Here is a 21,005-nt window from a genome sequence, read left to right as displayed (position 1 = left end):
CTGTCGCCTGGGGGTTGACCAACAACGAAAGATCTTGCGCGAGTGTGAATCTATGGCGGCCGGTGGGGCGATTCTGTCGGTGGGTGCGGCTAGTTTGACGGTGTGAGTTCAAGTGGTCTGCAGGATGTCGATGCGGTGTTCGACGCGCTCGATGCCGCCTGGGATCGAGCCTGCGCGCTGGACTACGACGCGCTCAACCCGCAGCAACAGCTAATGGCGTTGCAGCGCTGCGAAAAGCAGCGCCGGCGCATCCCGGCCGTCGAGCATCCGCTGATCAATTCTCTTGCCCGCCAAGCCCCCTCCCTAGACCTCGGCGGCACAGTGGTCCATGCCCTCGCCGAGGCGACACTGATCAGCCGCACCGAAGCCGCCCGGCGGGTCAAAGAGGCGCGCGATCTGGGCCCGCGACACGGCCTGACCGGCGAACCGCTGGCCTCGGTGCTGGCCGCGACCTCGGCCGCCCAACGCCAGGGCGAGCTAGGCGCGGGCCAGGTGGCAGTGATCCGCAAGTTCTACCACCAGCTGCCCGGCTGGGTGGATTTCGCGGCGCGCGAGCAGGCCGAAGCCCAACTGGCCGAGTTCGGAACGCGGTTTCGCCCCGAACAACTCGCCGCCCTGGCGCGGGGACTGGCCGATGTGCTCAACCCCGACGGCACCTTCACCGACGACGACCGCGCCCGCCGACGGGGGCTGACGCTGGGCAACCAGCAAGCCGACGGCATGTCGGCGCTGCGCGGCTGGCTCACCCCCGAAGCACGCGCCACCCTGGAAGCCGTCCTGGCCAAACTCGCCGCCCCGGGCATGTGCAACCCCCTCGACGACACCCCGTGCATCGACGGCGCACCCACCCAAGAGGCCATCGAGGGCGACCCGCGCTCGGCCGCCCAGCGCAACCACGACGGACTCAACGCGGCGCTGCGGGCGCTGCTTGCCTCCGGAGAGTTGGGGCAGCACAACGGGTTACCGGCCTCCATCGTCGTGACCACGACGCTGGCCGAGCTGGAATCCGCCGCCGGGCGAGGCCTGACTGGGGGCGGCACCATGCTGCCGATGAGCGACGTGATCCGCCTGGCCCGCCACGCCCGCCACTATCTGGCGATCTTCGACAAGGGCAAGGCGCTGGCGCTCTATCACACCAAGCGCCTGGCCTCACCGGGACAGCGAATCGTGTTGTACGCCAAGGACCGCGGCTGCTCGAACCCGGGCTGCACCGTGCCCGGCTACTACTGCGAAGTCCATCACGCCACCGACTACAGCAAGTGCCACGTGACCGACGTCAACGACCTCACCTTCGCCTGCGGCCCCCACCACCGACTCCTCAAACCCGGTGGTTGGACCACCCGAAAACGCCCGCGCGGAGACACCGAATGGATTCCACCGCCACATCTCGACCGAGACCAGCCGCGCACCAACACCTTCCACCACCCCGAGAAACTGCTGCGCGACGGAGACGACGCCGGGCCGTAGCGTTCGCTATCCCGCCAGCGTCGCGCGGGTGCACATGGTGACGTAAGGCAGCGCCAGGCCCGTCGAGTTCGCCAGCGCCGGATGGGTTGCCAGCAATTGGCGCACCTGGTCGAGCGTTTGGGTGCGGACCTCGGCCGGCGAGGTGATGCAGTAGCTGCGGGATGCGACAAGGTCGATCAATGCTTGCGGCGTAAGGTAACTCGTCCACTCGACCCGATGATGCGCCAGGTCGGTGAAGGGCTCCGGCAGCGTTACCTGGGTGCGGCCGCCGTCGCCGTCGCTGCCGATGATCTGCCCCAGTTCGCGCACCCAGCCGAGCCGTTCGTCGCGGGTGTTCCACACCAGACCCAGCCGGCCGCCGGGCCGCAGCACCCGCGCCACCTCCGGGATCGCGCGCTCGGGATCCACCCAATGCCAGGCCTGCGCCACCAGCACCACGTCAACGCTGTTGTCCTCCAACGGAATCTCTTCCGCGGTGCCCAGCAGCGCCCGGGTCTCCGGCAGCGAGGCGCGCAACACCTCCAGCATGTCCTGGATGGGGTCGACGGCCACCACGTCCAGGCCGCGCTCCACCAACCGCGTCGTCAGCTTCCCGGTACCGGCACCCAAGTCGAGCACCCGGCGCGCCCCGACCGGCAACAGCCAGTCGATCGCCTCCGGGGGGTAGGAAGGGCGTCCCCGCTCATAGGCTGCGGCCGCCGAACCGAACGATAGGGAGCGGTCGTGGCGCGAGCGGGTCACGGTCGTCACGCGCCTTGCTCATCGGCCAATTTGAGGGTTTTCGCAATCAATTCGTTGACCGCGTCGGCTTCGATCAGGAATCCGTCGTGCCCGTAGATTGATTCGATGATGTCCAGTTCGGCGCAGCCCGGCAGCAGCTCGGCCAGCTCTTCCTGCAGACGCAGCGGGTAGAGCCGGTCACTGGTGATGCCGCCGACCACGACCGGTACGGGACACTCGCTCAGCGCTTTTCGCACTCCACCGCGGCCGCGGCCCACGTCATTGCTGCTCATCGAGTCCGACAACGCCACGTAGCTGCCGGCGTCAAAGCGATCGACCAGCTTTTCGCTCTGATATTCCAGGTAGCTCTGTATTGCGTAGCGGCCGCCGTTCCCCGCATCCTCGCCACCCTGGCTGCCGTTGCCGAACCGGGTGTCGAGCTCCAGCTCGCCGCGGTAGGTCAGGTGGGCGAATTGCCGGGCGAGCGCCATTCCGGTGTCGGGTTTGCGCCCGGTTCCGTAATAGTCGCCGCCCTGCCAGTTCGGGTCGGTCTTGACGAGCGATATCTGCGTCCTCAGGTGGCCGATCAGATCGGCGGTGCTGCGCGCGCCGACCGCTATCACCAGCCCGGCCCGAACCCGGTCGGGCTGGGCGACGATCCACTCCAAAGCCCTTGCCCCGCCCATGGATCCGCCGATGACGGCGGCAACCCGGTCGATGCCCAGCGCCGCCAGCGCGGCGACGTCCGCCGCAACTTGATCCTGCACGGTAATCTGCGGAAACCTTGAGCCCCATGGCTTTCCGTCCGGGGCAATCGAGCTCGGCCCGGTGGAGCCGCGGCAACCGCCCAGCACGTTGGTGACCACCGCGCACCAGCGATTGGTGTCGATCGGGGCACCCGGCGCGGCGACACCGTCCCACCAACCCGGCGTGGGATGTTCCGGCCCGGCGGGCCCGGTCAGGTGCGAATCGCCGGTGAGCGCGTGCAGCACCACCACCACGTTGTCGCGGTTGGGGGACAGCTCGCCCCAACGCTGGACGGCGATCTGGACATCGTCGATCACCGCGCCGTTCTCGGTGGTCAGCGACCCGATGCGCACCACGCCGATCTCGCCTTCGGCCGGCAGCGGCTGGGTTGCAGCGTCTGAGATCGTCATTGCCGGTCTCCTCAAAATGCCGCCACCGCTTGCGGATCGGTGCCCGACGCCCCCGCGGTCGCACCGAATTTGGCCGCCGCGGCGAAGCCGAGCTCCAGGTCGGCCAGGATGTCGTCGATGCCCTCGATGCCCACGGCCAGGCGCACCAGACCGGGGCTGACCCCGGTGCTCAGCTGCTCCTGCGGGCTGAGCTGGGCGTGCGTCGTGGACGCCGGGTGGATCACCAGCGAGCGCACGTCGCCGATGTTGGCGACGTGGCTGTGCAGCTTCAGCGCGTTGACGAACGCTTTGCCCACCTCGACGCCGCCGTCCAGCTCGAAGGCCAGCACCGCGCCGGTTCCCTTGGGCGCCAGCTTCTTTGCCCGCTCATGCCAGGGCGAGCTGGGCAGGCCCGCATAGTTGACCGACACCACGCCATCATGGCCGGCCAGGTACTCGGCCACGCGCTGCGCGTTGGAGACGTGGCGCTCCATGCGCAGGCTCAGCGTCTCGATGCCCTGGGCGACCAGGAACGCGTTGAACGGCGAAGCGGCAGAACCGAGGTCGCGCAGCAGCTGCACGCGCGCCTTGAGCGCGAAGGCCGGCGGGCCGAGTTCGGCGAACACCACGCCGTGGTAGCTCGGGTCGGGCGTGGTGAACCCCGGGAAGCGTCCCTGCGTCCAGTCGAAGGTGCCGCCGTCGACGATGACCCCGGCGATCGCCGAGCCGTGGCCGCCGAGGTACTTGGTGGCGGAGTGCACGACGATGTCGGCGCCGTGGGAGAACGGCTGGATCAGGTACGGCGTGGCGATGGTGTTGTCGACGATCAGCGGGACGCCGTTGGCGTGCGCGACCCCGGCGACCCCGGGAATGTCCAGCACATCGATCTTCGGGTTGGAGATGGTCTCGCCGAAGAAGGCCTTGGTGTTCGGCCGCACCGCGGCCTGCCACGAATCCAGGTCGTCGGGGTCCTCCACGAAGGTGACGTCGATGCCGAGCTTGGCCAGCGAATAGTGGAACAGGTTGTACGTCCCGCCATAGAGCCGCGGGCTCGAGACGATGTGATCGCCGGCACAGGCCAGGTTCAATATGGCGAAGGTCTCGGCGGCCTGCCCGGAGCTCAGGAACAGCGCCGCCACCCCGCCCTCGAGTGCGGCGACGCGCTGCTCGACGACATCGGTGGTCGGGTTGCCGATCCGGGTGTAGATGTTGCCCGGCACTTCGAGCCCGAACAGGGCGGCGGCGTGCGTGGTGTCGTCGAAGGTGTACGACGTGGTCTGGTAAATCGGCAGGGCGCGGGCGCTGGTGGCGCTGTCCGGCTGCTGGCCGGCGTGTACCTGCTTGGTGTCGAACGACCAATTCGCGGTCGGGTCGGTGTCGTGCTCGGCGTTGTCGGAGGTCACGGGGTTGCTTTCTGCTGGTAGGGAAATGTGCTCGGCGACGGCCGGGACGCCGGAATGGGGCGTCAGCCGGCACCGCGGATTAGCAGCGACACACGATGAGGCGCGAAAAGGCCGGGAGAATGCACATCACGTTTCCCTGTCTGCTCAGGGGCCCGTCATGGCGGACCCGCGCTTGCCGGATAGCCGGTTGTGTGGCTACTCAACCTGGTCATCACCCGGGGCACCCCACCGCGGTTGGAGGGTTGCCGGCCAGCAAGCCGGGGCTTGATGCTGGCGCTCATGACCAATTCGAAGATTATCTTACTGTGCCGAGTCGGTGCCAACCATCGCGGTGCACGTGCAGGTCGACACCTGTCCAAACACCCTTGCTAACGTGGCAGGAAGACCGCTGAGCCCCCCAGAATTCGAACCCATCATTGACGCCGGGAGAGGGACCGTGAGCGCCGAACAGCCGACCGTCATCTACACACTGACCGACGAAGCGCCGCTGCTGGCGACTTATGCGTTCCTGCCGATCGTGCGCGCCTTCGCCGAGCCGGCGGGCATCGAGATCAAGACCAGCGACATCTCCGTGGCCGCCCGGATTCTGGCGGAGTTCCCCGACGATCTGACCGAAGAGCAGCGCGTTCCGGATAACCTGGGCGAGTTGGGCCGGCTGACAGAACTCCCCGACACCAACATCATCAAGCTGCCGAACATCAGCGCCTCGGTCCCCCAGCTGATCGCCGCCGTCAAGGAGTTGCAGGGCAAGGGATACAAGATCCCGGACTTCCCGCAGAGTCCAAAGACGGACGAGGACAAAGAGATTCGCGCGCGCTACGCCAAATGCCTTGGTAGCGCCGTCAATCCGGTGCTGCGGCAGGGCAATTCGGACCGGCGCGCGCCCAAGGCGGTGAAGGAGTACGCCCGCAAGCACCCGCACAGCATGGCGGACTGGTCGCCGGCCTCGCGCACTCACGTCGCGACCATGCGGCACGGCGACTTCTACCACGGCGAGAAGTCGATGACGCTGGACCGCGCGCGCAACGTGAAGATGGTGCTGGAGACCAAGAGCGGGCAGACCCTCGAGCTCAAGGCCAAGGTCGAGCTGCGCGAGGGCGACGTCATCGATTCCATGTTCATGAGCAAGAAGGCCCTCGTCGAGTTCTACGAGGAGCAGATGCAGGACGCCTACGAGACCGGCGTGATGTTCTCGCTGCACGTCAAGGCGACGATGATGAAGGTGTCGCACCCCATCGTCTTCGGTCACGCGGTGAAGATCTTCTACAAGGACGCTTTCGCCAAGCACCAGGAGCTGTTCGACGAGCTCGGCGTCGACGTCAACAACGGATTGGTCGACCTCTACAACAAGATCGAGTCGCTGCCGGCGTCACTGCACGAGGAGATCATCCGCGATCTGCACGCCTGCCACGAACACCGCCCCGAGCTGGCCATGGTCGATTCGGCCAAGGGCATCACCAACTTTCATTCGCCCAGCGACGTCATTGTGGACGCGTCCATGCCGGCGATGATCCGCGCGGGCGGCAAGATGTGGGGCGCCGACGGGCGCCAGAAGGACACCAAGGCCGTCAACCCCGAGTCGACTTTTTCGCGGATCTACCAGGAGATCATCAACTTCTGCAAAACCCACGGGCAGTTCGATCCGCGGACGATGGGCACCGTTCCCAACGTCGGCCTGATGGCGCAGCAGGCCGAAGAGTACGGCTCGCACGACAAGACCTTCGAGATTCCCGAGGACGGTGTCGCCAACATCGTCGACCTCGACACCGGGGAAGTGCTGCTGACCCAGAACGTCGAGGAGGGTGACATCTGGCGCATGCCCATCGTCACCGACGAAGCGATCCGCGACTGGGTCAAGCTCGCGGTCACCCGGGGCAGGAACTCCGGTATGACGGTGTTGTTCTGGCTCGACACCGAGCGGCCGCACGAGGTCGAGCTGCGCAAGAAGGTCAAGGCGTACCTGAAGGAGCACGACACCGAGGGCCTGGAGATCCAGATCATGCCGCAGGTGTGGGCAATGCGGTACACCATCGAGCGCGCCATGCGCGGGCAGGACACCATTGCCGCGACCGGCAACATCCTGCGCGATTACCTCACCGACCTGTTCCCGATCCTGGAGCTGGGCACCAGCGCCAAGATGTTGTCCATCGTGCCGCTGATGGCCGGCGGTGGGATGTACGAAACCGGCGCGGGCGGTTCGGCGCCCAAGCACGTCCACCAACTCGTCGAGGAGAACCATCTGCGCTGGGATTCCCTGGGTGAATTCCTTGCTCTCGGAGCGTGTTTCGAGGACATCGGCATCAAGACCGACAATGAGCGCGCCAAGGTCCTGGGCAAGACGCTGGATGCCGCCATCGGCAAGCTGCTGGAGAACGACAAGAGCCCGTCGCGCAAGACCGGTGAACTCGACAACCGCGGCAGCCAGTTCTACCTGGCGCTGTACTGGGCGGCCGAACTCGCGAAATCCGACGACGAAGAATTGCGCAAGCATTTCGCCGCGCTCGCCGACGCGTTGCGCGAAAACGAGGAGACCATCGTGGCCGAGCTCGCCGAGGCGCAGGGCGAGGCGGTCGACATCGGCGGCTACTACTACCCGGACAGCGAGAAGACGACGGCGATCATGCGCCCGAGCAAGACCTTCAATGAGGCGCTGGCGGCTTCGACAGGCTAGGGCCCCCGGCAGGAAGCGGGACTCGACATGGCAGGGGAAGCCAAGGTCAAGGTCAAAGGCCGCGTCGTAGAGCTCGACGGTGACGAAATGACCCGCGTCATCTGGAAGTCGATCAAGGACATGCTGATCCTGCCGCACCTCGACATCGACCTGGACTACTACGACCTGGGCATCGAGCACCGCGACCGCACCGATGACCAGGTGACCATCGATGCGGCCAACGCCATCAAGAAGCACGGCGTCGGTGTCAAGTGCGCCACCATCACCCCCGACGAGGCCCGCGTCGAGGAGTTCGATCTCAAGAAGATGTGGCCCTCGCCCAACGGCACGATTCGAAACATTCTGGGCGGCACCATCTTCCGCGAGCCCATCATGATCTCGAACGTGCCGCGGCTGGTACCGGGCTGGACCAAGCCGATCGTCATCGGCCGCCACGCCTTCGGCGACCAGTACCGGTCGACCAACTTCGAGGTCGACAAACCCGGAACCGTCGCAATCACTTTCACGCCCGCCGACGGCGGCGAGCCGATGGTGCACGAGGTGGTGTCCATCCCCGAGGACGGGGGCGTCGTGATGGGGATGTACAACTTCAAGGACTCCATCCGGGACTTCGCCCGCGCCTCGTTGAAGTACGGGCTGGACGCCAAGTGGCCGGTGTACCTGTCGACCAAGAACACCATCCTCAAGGCGTACGACGGCATGTTCAAAGACGAGTTCCAGCGCGTCTACGACGAGGAGTTCGCCGAGCAGTTCGAGGCCGAGGGACTGACCTACGAGCACCGATTGATCGACGACATGGTTGCGGCCTGCCTGAAGTGGGAGGGCGGCTACGTGTGGGCCTGCAAGAACTACGACGGCGACGTGCAGTCGGACCTCGTCGCGCAGGGCTACGGCTCACTGGGGCTGATGACGTCGGTGCTGATGACCGCCGACGGCAAGACGGTCGAGGCCGAGGCCGCGCACGGCACCGTAACCCGGCACTTCCGCCAGTATCAGGCCGGCAAGCCGACGTCGACCAACCCGATCGCCTCGATCTTCGCCTGGACGCGTGGACTGGCGCACCGCGGCAAGCTGGACGACACCCCCGAGGTCACCGAGTTCGCGCGAACGCTGGAGGACGTGGTGGTGTCCACCGTCGAGAGCGGAAAGATGACGAAGGACCTCGCCGTCCTCGTCGGCCCCGACCAGGAGTGGCAGAACAGCGAGGAGTTCTTGAACTCGATCGCGGAGGACCTGGAAAAGCGGCTGGCTAACTAGCCGGTGGTTGCCGCCGGTCGGCCCCGGCGCCGCACTCGTCGACGAAGTCGGCGATGGTCGCGGCGACCCGGTCGGGGGCCTCGAACATGGGGACGTGACCGACGCCGTCGAGCTTGGTGACCTTCGTTCCCGGGGGCAGGAAGTTGGTGAAGTGCCGATTGAACCTGCTCGCGGGCACCACCCGGTCCTTCTCGCACAGCACGAGTTGGACCGGCACCGCGGTGTCGGCCAACTGAAGCAGGCCCGGATCCAACAGCGACTTGACGAGCAGCTGGAAGTACGCGGGGCAGTGCGCGGCGTCGTCGATGACGACGTGCAGCTGGTCGTCGCTGATGCCCTCCGGCGTCGCGGTGAGCGGCAGGGTCGCCAGCCGCCGGCTCAGCGGCAGCTTCAGGGTGCGCTCCCCGAACAGCCGGGCCAGCGCGAGGACGGGCATGCCCGCGATGAACTTGCTGATGACCTCGAATTTCACCGGGCTCCACCGCGTCCATCCGCCCGCGGCGCCGATGCCGGTGACGCTGCGGGCGCGGCCCCGCCGCTCCAGTTCGAAGGCGACCCATCCGCCCAGCGAGTTGCCCACGAGGTGAGCGGTTTCCCAGCCGAGCTGGTCGAGCTGGCGCTCGACGTGGTCGGCCAGCACCGACGAGCTCAGCAGCCAGGTGCCCGCATAGGGCCCGCCGTTGTGCCCGGCCATGGTGGGGGCGAAGACCTCGAAGCGACCGGTCTCGGCCAGCCGCGGCGCGACCGGATCCCATACCGTCTGCGACATCAGGAATCCGTGCAGCATCAGGACGGGCTCTCCGGAACCATCCCTGGGACCGAGGTGGATGGGGGACCGGGCCGAAGGCGACGCCGAGTGAGCGGGGCTCACGAGGAAGGAGCCGAGCAGACGAGCTTGGTCATAGCCCGACAGTAAATGTGGTACCGCCGGTACCGCAAGGCGGCCCCCTCGCAGCGCCCGCACGTCATGAAAAGATCGGTGCATCATGAGCACCGCTACCGGATCGAGCCGGATTTTCTCCGGCGTGCAGCCCACCTCCGATTCGCTTCACCTGGGTAACGCGCTGGGCGCCATCACACAGTGGGTCGCGCTGCAGGACGACCATGACGCTTTCTTCTGCGTGGTCGACCTGCATGCCATCACCGTCCCCCAGGATCCCGAGGCGCTGCGTCGGCGCACCTTGATCACGGCCGCGCAGTATCTGGCGCTGGGCATCGACCCGGCCCGCAGCACCGTGTTCGTGCAGAGCCACGTGCCCGCCCACACCCAGCTGGCCTGGGTGCTGGGCTGCTTCACCGGCTTCGGACAGGCGTCGCGGATGACGCAGTTCAAGGACAAGTCGCTGCGCCAGGGCGCCGACTCCACCACCGTGGGGTTGTTCACCTACCCGGTGCTACAGGCGGCCGACGTGCTGGCCTACGACACCGATCTGGTACCGGTGGGTGAGGACCAGCGACAACATCTCGAGCTGGCGCGCGACATCGCCGAGCGGTTCAACAGCCGCTTCCCGGAGACGTTCGTGGTGCCGGACATGTTCATTCCCAAGGCGACCGCGAAGATCTACGACTTGCAAGACCCGACATCGAAGATGAGCAAGTCGGCGGCCACCGACGCCGGGCTGATCAACCTGCTCGACGAACCGGCGGTGTCGGCCAAGAAGATTCGCTCGGCGGTCACCGACAGCGAACGCGAGATTCGCTTCGACACCGCGGCCAAGCCGGGAGTCTCCAACCTGCTCAGCATCCAGTCCGCGGTCACCGGCGCCGGGATCGACACGCTCGTGGAAGGCTATGCCGGAAGGGGTTACGGCGATTTGAAGAAGGACACCGCCGAGGCGGTCGTCGAGTTCGTCGCCCCGATCAAGGCCCGAGTCGACGAACTGACCGCCGATCTCGCCGAATTGGAGGCCGTGCTCGCGGCCGGAGCGGAAAAGGCCAACGATGTGGCCGGGAAAACGGTTCAGCGGGTTTACGATCGCCTTGGGTTTCTTCCACAACGGAGCTAGTACCGCTCTCATTGGAGTCGTGCGATGAGCGAGCCGGCCAAGGCGGGCGTTTTCGACCGGTTGCGGGCCCGGTACGGCTGGCTCGATCACGTGATTCGCGCCTACCAGCGGTTCGATGAGCGCAACGGCGGGTTCTTTGCGGCCGGGCTCACCTATTACACGATTTTCGCGTTGTTTCCTTTGCTCATGGTCGGTTTCGCGGTCTTCGGGTTCGTGCTGGCCCGCCGGCCGCAGCTGCTGAGCACCATCGACGACCACATCCGCTCCCAGGTCACCGGGGCGCTCGGTAATCAGCTGCAGGAGTTGATGAACTCGGCCATCGACGCCCGGACGTCGGTCGGTGTGATCGGGTTGGCCACCGCCGTGTGGGCCGGATTGGGCTGGATATCGCACCTGCGCCAGGCGGTGACGGAGATGTGGTGGGACGAACACATCGAGTCGCCGGGCTTCGTGCGCAACAAGCTTTCCGATCTGCTGGCGATGATGGGGACGTTCGCGATCATCGTGGCCACCGTCGGCCTGACCACCGTCGGACACGCCGCACCCATGGCCGCGCTCCTGAAATGGCTTGGCATACCGCAGTTCGTCGTGTTCGACTGGCTTTTCTGGCTGTTCTCGATTCTGATCGCGACGCTGGTGTCGTGGCTGCTGTTCACCTGGATGATCGCCCGCCTGCCCCGCGAAAAGGTCAGCTTCGTCGATTCGATGCGGGCCGGGCTGATCGCTGCGATCGGCTTCGAGGTGTTCAAACAGGTCGCCTCCATCTATCTGCGGACGGTGCTGCGCAGCCCGGCGGGCGCGGCCTTCGGCCCGGTGCTCGGGTTGATGGTGTTCGCCTACATCACCGCGTATCTCGTCCTGTTCTGCACCGCGTGGGCGGCGACGGCCTCGAACGATCCGCGCGGCCAACCCGTCGCCCCTCCGGCCCCGGCGATCATCGCGCCGCGCGTGCAGCTGGATGAGGGCCGGGGGACCCGCCAAACGCTGACCGCGATGGCGGTGGGAGCCGTTGGGGCGCTGGCGCTTTCCCGGATCGCCCGCTTGAGCCGCCGCGATCGCTAGCCGACCAGCTTCAGGCCCGCGACGCAGGCTACGATCCCGCCGATCAGCACCAGCTTGATCAACGACGCCGGTTCGTCGCCGATCAGCGTCGCGTAGCCGACGGTGAGCACCGCTCCCACGCCGACCCAGACCGCATAGCTGGTTCCGACCGGCAGGGTGCGCATGGCGAGCGCCAATCCGGTCATCGAAAGCGCCACGGCGACAAGGAATACCAGCGACGGGACGAGTCGGGAGAAGCCGTCGGATTTGTTCAGCGCGGTCGCCCACACCGCCTCGAGGACTCCCGACGCAATCAACACGAGCCAGGCCATCAAGCACCTCCCCGGCGCCAGGCGCCGCGCACCATGACGTCCGAGATGCCTAAATGATCGTCCAGCACAACGAGATTGGCGTCGTAGCCGGGGGTGAGGACGCCCACCCGGCGCAGGCCGAGCGCTCGCGCCGGCGTCGCGGCGGTCGTCTGCACCGCGGCGGCCAGGCCGGCGTCGGCATGCACCGTGCGGAAGACCCGATCCATCGTGGCGGTGCTGCCCGCGATCGTCGTCGTCCCGTGCACCCGTGCGACCCCGGCGACGACATCGATCGGCACCGCGCCGAGCCGAAACGCCCCGTCGGCGCGTCCGGCCGCGGCGATCGCGTCGGTGATCATGGCGACGCGGTCCGCGCCCGCCGAAGCGATCACCGCCGTCACCACGTCGGGGTGCAGGTGCACGCCGTCGGCGATCACCTCGACGGTCACTCGCGGGTCCCGCAGCAGGGCCAGGGCCGGGCCCGGCTCGCGATGGTGCAGCGGCGGCATCGCGTTGAACAGATGCGTGCCGACCGTGGCGCCCAGCGCGATCGCATTAGTGGTCTGCTCGTAGGAAGCGGCGGTATGGCCCACCGCCACAACGACTCCCGCGTCCACGAAACGCCGGATGGCCGCGTCGGCGCCGCGCAGCTCGGGTGCCAGCGTCACCATCCGGATGGTGCCGTCGCCCGCGGCCAGCACCGCATCGATCTCTCCCGCGTCCGGGTCACGCATCTGGGTGGGGTCGTGGGCTCCGCAATGTGCGCGGCTCAGCCACGGCCCCTCCAGGTGGACGCCCGCGACGATGCCGCGTTTGGCGGCCCCGGCGAGCGCGCGCACCGCGCCCAGCAGTTCGGCCGGCGAGGCGGTCACCAGGCTGGCCAGCGTGGTGGTGGTGCCATGCCGCAGGTGAAAGGCGGCGGCGTCGACGATACCGTCGCCGTCGGTGTAGGAGGCCCCCCCGCCGCCGTGCACGTGCATGTCGACAAAGCCCGGCACCACCGTGCAATCGGGGAGGTCGACGTCGGCCGGTTGGGGCGGCGGCCCGGGCGAGCAGGCCGCGATCCGTCCGCCGGACGTCTGCAGCCAGCCGGGGCGGCAGACCTGTCCGTCGAGCACCATGGTGCCCGCGGCGATCACGGGCACGGGTTCTCCCAGCGGCCGCCGTTTTCCCAGAAGTGGCGGATGTCTTCGAGCTGGCGGCCCTTGGTTTCCGGCGCGTACCGGTACACGAAGAGGAACGCGACCGCGGCGAGCGCCCCGAACAGCGCGAAAGTGCCTGCGCCGCCCAGTGAATGGAGCAGGCTCAGAAAGACGGCGGCGACGATGGCGTTGGCCACCAGGTTGGAGGTCAACATGGTGCTCGACCCGATCGAGCGTAGCCGGGACGGGAAGCTTTCGCTGGCGTACACCCAGCCCAGGGAGCCGAACCCCATGGTGTAGCCGAAGATGAACAGCAGGATTCCGGCGAATCCGACGATCGTGCCGCCGAAACCCCGCCCGAACACCGCCATCAGCACGACGTCGGCGACGATCATCATGGCGGTGCCGCACAACAGGATTGGCCGCCGGCCCACTCGATCCACCAGCACCAGCGCAGTGCCGACGGCCGCCAACCCGGCGACCTGAAGCAGCGCGGGCAGCCCCAGCAGCGCGAGATTGCCGGTGAAACCCATGGCCTGAAAGATTCTGGGGCTGTAGTAGATGATCGCGTTGATGCCGGTGATCTGGATCAAGAAGCCGAGGACCACCACGAAGGCGGTGGCCCGCAGGTACGGGGGCCGCAGCAGCTCGGAGATCCCGCTCCCGCGCGAGGCCTCGCTCAGCGCCCGGCCGATCTCGTCGAGTTCGGCCTCGACACGCTCGGCGGGTTCGATCCGCAGCAGCGCCCGCCGGGCATCGTCCGTCCGGCCTTTCAGCACGTACCATCGCGCCGTGTCGGGCATCCGAATCACCAACGGCAGCAACAACAATGCGGGCACGCAGGCCAGCCCCAGCATCCACCGCCAGCTGTGGGTGCCGGCGAGCAGATAGCCGGTCAGATAGCCGACGATCAGGCCGCTGACTATCGCCAGCTGATAGGCCGTCAGCAGTGAACCGCGCACCGCCGTCGGGGCGGATTCCGCCACGTAGACCGGGACCACGACCACCGCCACGCCGAGGGTCAGCCCCAGCAGCAACCGCGCCGAAAGCAACATCGGCAGCGAGACGGAGAACGCGGCCAGCAGTGCGAAAGCGGCGTAGGCGAACAGGATCAGCACCACCGACCGTTTGCGCCCGATCACGTTGGCCAGCACGCCGGCGCCCAGCGCCCCGGCGATCTGGCCGATCACCACCATCGTCGTCAGCAGCTCCTGCTGGCGGGTGGACAGCCCGAAGTCCTCGGTGATGAACAACTGCGCCCCGGCGATGATGGACAGGTCGTAGCCGAAGATGATGCCCACGCTGGCGGCGGTCAGCCCGGCGAGCAGTCGCGATCCGGTGGGCACGCTCAGCGATGAAGTGGTCGGCGGTTCATCGAGCGGGCCATCATGATCAGCGCGAACACCACCATGGTGCCGATCACCGCCACCCCCACCCGGATCGGCATGGCGTCCGCGGATCCGATGATCCCGTCGGCCGCGGCGTTGTTGGCGAGCGGGTCCGCGGCGGCGTCGTGCTTGGCCGGGGTCAGCGACGGGTCGGGCGCGATCAACGACCCGACCTGCGTGCCCTGCGGGGTGGAGAAGCCGTAGTCCAGCAGGTGCGCGGCCTGTTCCCACGGCGCGATCGGCACCCGCGTCCCGTGCAGCAGCACCGCCATCAAGCGTCGCCCGTCGTGATTGGCCGCGCCCACGAACGTCTGGCCCGCGTCGTCGGTGTAACCGGTCTTGCCGCCCAGGGCGCCGGGATACTTGTAGAGCAGCTGGTTGTCGTTCTCCAGCTCGTAGCCCGGGTGGTCGCCGTGGCCGGGGAAGTCGAACGTGCGCGTCGCGACGATGTCGGCGAACGTCGGGTTCTGCCAGGCGTAGCGGTAGAACAGCCCGATGTCATAGGCCGAGGTGCTCATGCCGGGCGCGTCCAGGCCCGACGGCGACGCCGCCCGGGTGTCCTGGCCGCCGAGCTTGGCGGCCAGCACGTTGATCTTCTCCAGCGCCTGCTGCATCCCGCCCAGCTGCATGGACAGCGCGTGGGCGGCGTCGTTGCCGGAGTGCATCAGCAGCCCGTGCAGCAGTTGGTTGACGGTGAAGACGCCGCCGTCGGTGACGCCGACCTTGGTGCCCTCGGCGGCGGCGTCGTCGGCGGTTCCGGGGACCGACTTGTTCAGGTTAAGGGCGTTGATGGCGGCCATCGCGACCAGCACCTTGATGATGCTGGCCGGGCGGTGCCGCCCGTGCGGGTCCTTGGCCGCGATGACCGCGCCGCTGTCCAGGTCGGCCACCAGCCAGGCCTCGGCGGAGACGTCGTTCGGCAACGCCGGCGTATTCGGCGCGGCGACGATGCCGCAGCTGCCCAGTGCGTCGCCGCCGACCGGCTTCGCCGGCACCGCCAGCGGGATCGGCGGGTCACCGGCCGTGGGGGCCTCCGACGAGTCCACGGCCTTGGGGGTGTTCACCTTGTATGGGCAGTCCGCGGGCGCGGCATTGGGTTCGGCGCCGGGCTCGGCCTTCGCGAGCGGCATGTTCGCCGGTGCTGCCAGCGTGACCGGGGCGGCCATCAGGAAAAGCGCCGCTGCCAGGCATGAAGCGGAACGTAACAGGCTCATCGTCTGTGCACAGTAAGCGATCGGCGGCCCGAATCCGGGGAGCCGCGCTGTGACTGGTGAGACGGAAGTTACTGAGCTTCGGGTGGGCTACGCTGACACGCGACCGGCGAGAGGACGCGTCATTCCCAACATTCGATCGAAATGGGGGCGCCGCGGCGACGGTCCGCGGCCGCTGACGGATCTGCTCGAGCAGGTGCAGAAGGGCACCCAGGTGCGCGGGCGCGGATCCGACCGCGTGCTGGCGGAGCTGCAGCGGCATCGCGACGCCACGCCCGACGCCGGCCTGCGCTCCGCGCTCACCTGGCTGTGCAACGCGCAATCGCGGCTGGTGGCCGATCCGACCCCCGCGCGCTCCCGGGAGGTGCTGCTGGCCGCCTACGAGGTCAACCGGATCCTGGCCACCACCGACGGCACTCGTCGCTGAGCACATCGCGCAGGATGGCTTCGATGGTGTCGAATTCGGCCTGGCCGCTGATCAGCGGCGGCGCCAGCTGGATGACGGAATCGCCGCGGTCGTCGGTGCGGCAGTACAAACCGGCCTCGAAAAGCGCCGAGGACACCCGGCCGAGCAGCGTGCGGCGTTCGTCGTCGGTGAAGGTCTGCTTGGTCGCCTTGTCCTTGACCAGTTCGATGCCGTAGAAGAAGCCCTCGCCGCGCACGTCCCCGACGATGGGCAGGTCGTTGAGCTTGTCCAGGGTGGCGCGGAAGGCGGGCGCGTGGGTTCGAACGTGGTCATTGAGGCCCTCACGCTCGAAGATGTCGAGGTTCGCCAGCCCCACGGCCGCCGAAACCGGATGGCCGCCAAAGGTATACCCGTGCGGGAACATGGTGGCGCCGTCGTTGAACGGTTCGAACAACCGCTCGCTGGCGATCATGGCGCCGATGGGTGAGTAGCCCGACGTCATTCCCTTGGCGCAGGTGATCATGTCCGGCACATAGCCGAAGTCTCCGATCTCACTGCAGCAGGCGAACATCGACCCGATCCGGCCGAACGCGCAGATCACCTCGTCGGAGACCAGCAGCACGTCGTATTCGTCGCAGATCTGACGCACCCGCTCGAAATAGCCTGGGGGAGGCGGGATGCTGCCACCGGCGTTCTGCACCGGCTCGAGGAACACCGCGGCGACGGTGTCGGGGCCCTCGAACTCGATGGCCTCGGCGATCCGGTCGGCGGCCCACCGCCCGAAGGCCTTCGGGTCGGTTCCGAACTGCTCGGGCGCGCGGTAAAAATTGGTGTTGGGCACCCGGAAGCCGCCGGGCGTCACCGGCTCGAACGGTGCCTTGTATTTCGGCAGCCCGGTGATCGCCAGGGCGCCCTGCGTGGTTCCGTGGTAGGCGATCGCGCGCGAAATGACCTTGTGCTTACCGGGTTTGCCGGTGAGCTTGAAGTACTGCTTGGCCAGTTTCCACGCGGTCTCGACGGCCTCGGTGCCGCCGGTGGTGAAGAAGACCCGGTTCAGATCGCCCGGCGCGTAGCCGGCGAGGCGTTCGGCGAGCTCGATCGCGGGGGGCGTCGCGTACCCCCACAGCGGGAAGAACGCCAGCGTGCCCGCCTGGCGGGCGGCGACCTCGGCGAGTTCGGTGCGCCCGTGGCCGACCTGGACGGTGAACAGTCCAGACAGGCCGTCGAGGTAGCTCTTGCCGCGGTCGTCGAACAGGGTGACACCCTCGCCGCGGGTGATGATCGGCGCGGTGATGTTCGGGCCGTGCCTCGCGAAGTGCAGCCATAGGTTGTCGGTCATCTCGACGCTGAGCGTAACCTCGCGGCATGACCTCTGCGCAGCAGGTCAGCGAGTTCGAGTCGCTACGTCCCCATCTCATGTCGGTCGCCTACCGCCTCACCGGCACGGTGGCCGACGCCGAGGACATAGTCCAGGACGCCTGGCTGCGCTGGCACCGGCAGGATGGCGCGATCACCGACCTGCGGGCCTGGCTGACCACGGTGGTGAGCAGGCTGGGCCTGGACAGGTTGCGTTCGGCCGCGCGTCGTCGCGAGACCTACACCGGCAACTGGCTGCCCGAGCCGGTGGTCACCGGGTTTGACGCGGCCGATCCGCTGTCCGCGGTGGTGGCCGGCGAGGACGCCCGGTTCGCGGCGATGGTGGTGCTGGAGCGGCTGTCACCGGATCAACGGGTCGCCTTCGTGTTGCACGACGGGTTCGCCGTGCCCTTCGCGGAGGTGGCGCAGGTGCTGGGGACCAACGAGGCCGCCGCCCGGCAGCTGGCGTCACGGGCGCGCAAGGCGGTCGCGGCCGACGCGCCGCCCAAGCCCGACCCGGCGCACGCCGAGGTGGTGGGGAAGTTGCTGGCGGCCATGGCATCCGGCGATCTGGAGGCCGTGGTGGCGCTGCTGCATCCCGACGTCATCCTGACCGGCGACGCGAACGGCAAGGCGCCCACCGCAATCAACGTCATCCACGGCGCGGACAAGGTGGCCCGATTCTTCTTCGGCCTGGCCCAGCGCTACGGCCCGGCCATGTTCACCTCGTATCAGCTGGGGCTCGTCAACGGCGAGTTGGGCGGTTACACGGCGGGCTGCCCCGCCAGTGACGGGTATCGCGAGATGATGCCGCGGATCATGGCGGCGACGGTGCGCGACGGAAAGGTCTGCGCGCTATGGGATGTCGCCAACCCCGACAAATTCACCGGCTCCCCGCTGCGAGGCTGACCCGGCATTCGCGGCGAGCCCGAGCCGCAGCGCGCCGGCCGCCTCGCTCGCGGCCTCGGCGAACCGCCCTCCGATGCCCACGAAGTTGAGGTATCCGTGCGGCAGGTCGGCCTGGCGGGTCAGCGCCACCGGGACCCCGGCGGCGCGCAGTTTGTCCGCGTACGCTTCGCCGTCGTCGCGGATCGGATCGAACCCCGCGGTGGCGACATAAGCGGGCGGTACGCCGGTGACATCGCCGTGCTGCGGTGACAGCCGCGGATCTGCCGGATCGGTTTGCGCGGGAATGTAGTTGGCCATCACCCAATCGATGTTGCGGTCGGTGAACGTCGACCCTTCGGCGAACAAATCGCGTGACGGCCGGCGTGTGCTGAGGTCGGTCACGGGATACATCAGCATTTGGAACACCGGAACCCCGCCGCCTCGCCGCGCCGCCCGCTGCGCGGTAACGGCGGCGAGGTTGCCGCCGGCGCTGTCGCCCCCGACGCCGATGCAGTGAGGATCCGCACCCAGCTCGGCGGCGTGCGCGTGGGCGTAATCGAACGCGGCGAGCGCATCGTCTGCGGCAGTGGGGAATTGGTGCTCGGGGGCGCGCCGGTATTCGACCGACAGCACCCGCACGCCGGCGTGGCCGGCCAGGTAGCGGACGACGGGGTCGTGGCTGAACCGGGACCCGACCGAGAAGCCGCCACCGTGGAAATACACCAGCAGGCCCGACGGTGCGGGCACGTGCCCGGGGCTGTACAGGGTGGCCGGAATGGCTGTTGTCGCGACGGGAATGGTGATCTCCCGCGTGGCGATGGCCACCGGTGACCGGTAGCCGATCAGGCTGGGCAACTCGTCGTATCGTGACCGGGCCTGCTTCACCGGACCGTCGAAAACGTCGGAGCCGGAGAGTTTCTTGAGCCAGATGACCAGCTGCGCGTCGAGCGCCATCTCCTGGCCGTCGATGCGCAGCGGCGGACCCGCCAGCATCCGGCGGACGGGGGTGGGCGCGGCGAACAGGGTGCGAACCACCGCCGCTTTGGCGCGAATGCTCAACGATGACATCAGATTTCTCCTTCCCGAAGCTCGCACGCGATGGTTGCGCAAGACGAGCGCCACACGGCGCCGCAGCAGAAGGCCCGTTCGGACCGTGACATCGCAGGCATGCATCCACCCTGCGGTAATCCGCGGGCGAGCGCTTGTATGGATCCGTCAGATCAGGGTTTGTTGACCGCTTCGGCGAGTTCGCTTGGGGTGGCCCCGGTCATCTCCCAGCACACCCGGTTGGCATGCGACCCGTCGGCGAACCCGGCCAGGTGAGCAGCGTCGGTGATGGAGCGACCATCGAGCAGGTAGCTGATGGCGGCCACCAGCCGCTCCCAGCGGATGGCGGCCGAGAACGAGACGCCGGTCTGCTGTTTGCACAGCCGCCCGAGGTAGTCGGGGGACAGCGCGACGGCCCCGGCGACTGAGGCCACATCGATGCGCTCGGGCACGCGGCCCGCGACGACTTCGATCGCCTGCCGAAGCTGCGGGTGAACCGATCGTCGCCCATCTTGCGTCCCGCAGAGACTGTCGAGGAGGAAACCGGCCGCCGTCTCGGGCCCGGTTTCGGCCAGCTCTGCGGCCGTCGCCTCGGCCAGTTGCGTTCCGTCGTTGACGATCCAGACGCCGCGAGCATGGTTGCGCGCCAACGTGTTCAGCGCGCTGCCCTGCGGCGTCTGCAGCCCGAGGTACAGCGTCAGCGCCCCGGAATCGGAATCGGACCGCACGGCATGACGCGCTCCGCTGGCGATCACGACAAGCCGGCACGTGTCGTGCGTGTCGCCGTCGCGGGTCACCGACAGCGGGCCATGCCCGCCGACGGTGATCTGTACCGCTGGGTGGTGGTGCGGCGCGAGGTCGGAGAACGCACCGGCGACCATCAGCCGGCCCGGTTCCAGCTCCCAGACGCGCATAAGCCACCTTAGCGCCGCGCCGCGGTCTCGCCTGGCTGGCTAGCCCACGGAACGCGGCAGGCGTCACCGGAATTGAAGCCCTGCTCGGTGATGCCCAGCGCGGAATTCACCCGCGCCCGCATGTTCTCCAACCCGATCTGGTAGGTCAGCTCGAACACACCGGCGTCGCCGAAGCGGGCGCGCAGATCGTCGACCTGTCCGTCGGTGACGGTGTGCGGATCGGTGGTCATCGCGGCGGCATAGGCGATGGCCGCGCGCTCGTCGTCGGTGAATGCCGTTGAGGTGGCGTAGTTGTCGATCTCCTTGAGGCGCGCGATGTCCAGGCCGTCCAGGCGCTGCAGCATCGATCCGAAGTCGACGCACCACGAGCAGCCGATCTGGCGCGCGGTCCACAACACCGCGAGCTCGCGCACGCTGGTCGGCAGCGTTTTCGAGGCCCGGTCGACCATCGTCTCGTGCACGGCGCTGGCGATCATCAGCTTGCGATGATGCGCGGCCACGGCGAACGGCTCGGGAACTTGGCCGTAGCGCCGCTTGGCGATCCGGTACATGGCCCGGGTCAGCAATCCGGTGCGCTTGGGCGGCAGGGGCTCGATGCGGGTTTTCTGTGTCATACCCGTCAGACGGGACAGGGCCGCGAT

General features: G+C 67.8%; 18 protein-coding genes, 1 pseudogene and 1 riboswitch. Of the genes and pseudogenes, 7 read left to right on the top strand and 12 right to left on the bottom strand.

Annotation, left to right across the window (positions count from 1 at the left end):
- Positions 1-102 precede the first annotated feature (102 nt).
- A complete protein-coding gene (locus AC5Y7E_RS04565; protein WP_499920493.1) occupies positions 103-1,467 on the top strand; it encodes an HNH endonuclease signature motif containing protein in 1,365 nt (454 codons plus the stop codon).
- 6 nt (positions 1,468-1,473) lie between these two features.
- Here AC5Y7E_RS04565 and AC5Y7E_RS04560 read toward each other — a convergent pair whose 3' ends face one another.
- Genes AC5Y7E_RS04560 through AC5Y7E_RS04550 form a run of 3 tightly spaced genes read right to left on the bottom strand, consistent with a single transcriptional unit; the run spans position 1,474 to position 4,726 of the window.
- Positions 1,474-2,208: a class I SAM-dependent methyltransferase gene (locus tag AC5Y7E_RS04560; protein WP_499920762.1), complete on the bottom strand. Its 735-nt coding sequence runs from the start codon at positions 2,206-2,208 to the stop codon at positions 1,474-1,476.
- Between the two features lie 5 nt (positions 2,209-2,213).
- Positions 2,214-3,344 carry a homoserine O-acetyltransferase MetX gene (gene metX / locus AC5Y7E_RS04555; protein WP_499920491.1) on the bottom strand — a complete coding sequence of 377 codons (1,131 nt, stop codon included), beginning with the start codon at positions 3,342-3,344 and terminating at the stop codon, positions 2,214-2,216.
- 11 nt (positions 3,345-3,355) lie between these two features.
- Complete coding sequence (locus AC5Y7E_RS04550) at positions 3,356-4,726, bottom strand: bifunctional o-acetylhomoserine/o-acetylserine sulfhydrylase (protein ID WP_499920490.1); 1,371 nt, start codon at positions 4,724-4,726, stop codon at positions 3,356-3,358.
- A gap of 163 nt (positions 4,727-4,889) precedes the next feature.
- Positions 4,890-5,011, bottom strand: a riboswitch (SAM riboswitch).
- A gap of 151 nt (positions 5,012-5,162) precedes the next feature.
- On the opposite strand from AC5Y7E_RS04550, the gene AC5Y7E_RS04545 reads away from it, so the two are divergent.
- Positions 5,163-7,397: an NADP-dependent isocitrate dehydrogenase gene (locus tag AC5Y7E_RS04545; RefSeq protein WP_499920488.1), complete on the top strand. Its 2,235-nt coding sequence runs from the start codon at positions 5,163-5,165 to the stop codon at positions 7,395-7,397.
- Positions 7,398-7,424: 27 nt separating this feature from the next.
- Complete coding sequence (locus AC5Y7E_RS04540; RefSeq protein ID WP_499920487.1) at positions 7,425-8,654, top strand: NADP-dependent isocitrate dehydrogenase; 1,230 nt, start codon at positions 7,425-7,427, stop codon at positions 8,652-8,654.
- On the opposite strand, the gene ephH is transcribed toward AC5Y7E_RS04540, so the two are convergent.
- Positions 8,647-9,444 carry an epoxide hydrolase EphH gene (ephH, locus tag AC5Y7E_RS04535; protein ID WP_499920760.1) on the bottom strand — a complete coding sequence of 266 codons (798 nt, stop codon included), beginning with the start codon at positions 9,442-9,444 and terminating at the stop codon, positions 8,647-8,649. The two genes, AC5Y7E_RS04540 and ephH, sit on opposite strands and share 8 nt — an antisense overlap.
- 196 nt (positions 9,445-9,640) lie before the next feature.
- On the opposite strand from ephH, the gene trpS reads away from it, so the two are divergent.
- Positions 9,641-10,660, top strand: coding sequence for a tryptophan--tRNA ligase (gene trpS, locus AC5Y7E_RS04530; RefSeq protein ID WP_499920485.1), 1,020 nt, complete (start codon positions 9,641-9,643; stop codon positions 10,658-10,660).
- A gap of 24 nt (positions 10,661-10,684) precedes the next feature.
- The gene (yhjD, locus tag AC5Y7E_RS04525) at positions 10,685-11,722 is read left to right on the top strand and encodes an inner membrane protein YhjD (protein WP_499920483.1); all 1,038 of its coding nucleotides are present in this window, start codon (positions 10,685-10,687) and stop codon (positions 11,720-11,722) included.
- Here yhjD and AC5Y7E_RS04520 read toward each other — a convergent pair.
- The 4 genes from AC5Y7E_RS04520 to dacB1 are packed head-to-tail and all read right to left on the bottom strand — an operon-like array spanning position 11,719 to position 15,672.
- Entirely contained in the window at positions 11,719-12,033 is a 315-nt protein-coding gene (locus tag AC5Y7E_RS04520) for a DMT family transporter (RefSeq protein ID WP_499947669.1), read from the bottom strand. The genes yhjD and AC5Y7E_RS04520 overlap by 4 nt on opposite strands.
- Positions 12,033-13,157, bottom strand: coding sequence for an N-acetylglucosamine-6-phosphate deacetylase (gene nagA / locus AC5Y7E_RS04515; protein ID WP_499947668.1), 1,125 nt, complete (start codon positions 13,155-13,157; stop codon positions 12,033-12,035). Before nagA ends, AC5Y7E_RS04520 begins: the two co-directional genes overlap by 1 nt.
- Positions 13,148-14,500, bottom strand: coding sequence for a sugar porter family MFS transporter (locus AC5Y7E_RS04510; protein WP_499920477.1), 1,353 nt, complete (start codon positions 14,498-14,500; stop codon positions 13,148-13,150). The genes nagA and AC5Y7E_RS04510 overlap by 10 nt, the downstream gene beginning before the upstream one ends.
- A gap of 2 nt (positions 14,501-14,502) precedes the next feature.
- Complete coding sequence (dacB1, locus tag AC5Y7E_RS04505; protein WP_499948300.1) at positions 14,503-15,672, bottom strand: D-alanyl-D-alanine carboxypeptidase DacB1; 1,170 nt, start codon at positions 15,670-15,672, stop codon at positions 14,503-14,505.
- Positions 15,673-15,928: 256 nt separating this feature from the next.
- On the opposite strand from dacB1, the gene AC5Y7E_RS04500 reads away from it, so the two are divergent.
- Positions 15,929-16,180, top strand: a complete 252-nt coding sequence (locus tag AC5Y7E_RS04500) for a hypothetical protein (protein WP_499948298.1) — start codon at positions 15,929-15,931, stop codon at positions 16,178-16,180.
- Here AC5Y7E_RS04500 and AC5Y7E_RS04495 read toward each other — a convergent pair.
- Positions 16,140-17,498, bottom strand: a complete 1,359-nt coding sequence (locus tag AC5Y7E_RS04495) for an aspartate aminotransferase family protein (RefSeq protein ID WP_499947666.1) — start codon at positions 17,496-17,498, stop codon at positions 16,140-16,142. The two genes, AC5Y7E_RS04500 and AC5Y7E_RS04495, sit on opposite strands and share 41 nt — an antisense overlap.
- A gap of 26 nt (positions 17,499-17,524) precedes the next feature.
- Between AC5Y7E_RS04495 and AC5Y7E_RS04490 the strand changes: the two genes are divergently transcribed.
- Complete coding sequence (locus tag AC5Y7E_RS04490; RefSeq protein WP_499947664.1) at positions 17,525-18,424, top strand: sigma-70 family RNA polymerase sigma factor; 900 nt, start codon at positions 17,525-17,527, stop codon at positions 18,422-18,424.
- Here AC5Y7E_RS04490 and AC5Y7E_RS04485 read toward each other — a convergent pair.
- The 3 genes and pseudogenes from AC5Y7E_RS04485 to AC5Y7E_RS04475 all read right to left on the bottom strand — a co-directional run.
- Positions 18,371-19,471 (bottom strand): alpha/beta hydrolase, encoded by a 1,101-nt coding sequence (locus AC5Y7E_RS04485; RefSeq protein ID WP_499947662.1) that lies wholly within the window; start codon positions 19,469-19,471, stop codon positions 18,371-18,373. The genes AC5Y7E_RS04490 and AC5Y7E_RS04485 overlap by 54 nt on opposite strands.
- 152 nt (positions 19,472-19,623) lie before the next feature.
- The gene (locus tag AC5Y7E_RS04480) at positions 19,624-20,364 is read right to left on the bottom strand and encodes a helix-turn-helix transcriptional regulator (protein ID WP_499947660.1); all 741 of its coding nucleotides are present in this window, start codon (positions 20,362-20,364) and stop codon (positions 19,624-19,626) included.
- Between the two features lie 8 nt (positions 20,365-20,372).
- Positions 20,373-20,993 (bottom strand): annotated as a pseudogene (locus AC5Y7E_RS04475) (carboxymuconolactone decarboxylase family protein); the annotation flags it as partial.
- Positions 20,994-21,005 lie beyond the last annotated feature (12 nt).

Source organism: Mycobacterium sp. NGS17, from assembly GCF_059813205.1.
Note: the sequence above shows the minus strand (reverse complement) of the source record. Positions and strands in the feature narration are given on the sequence as shown.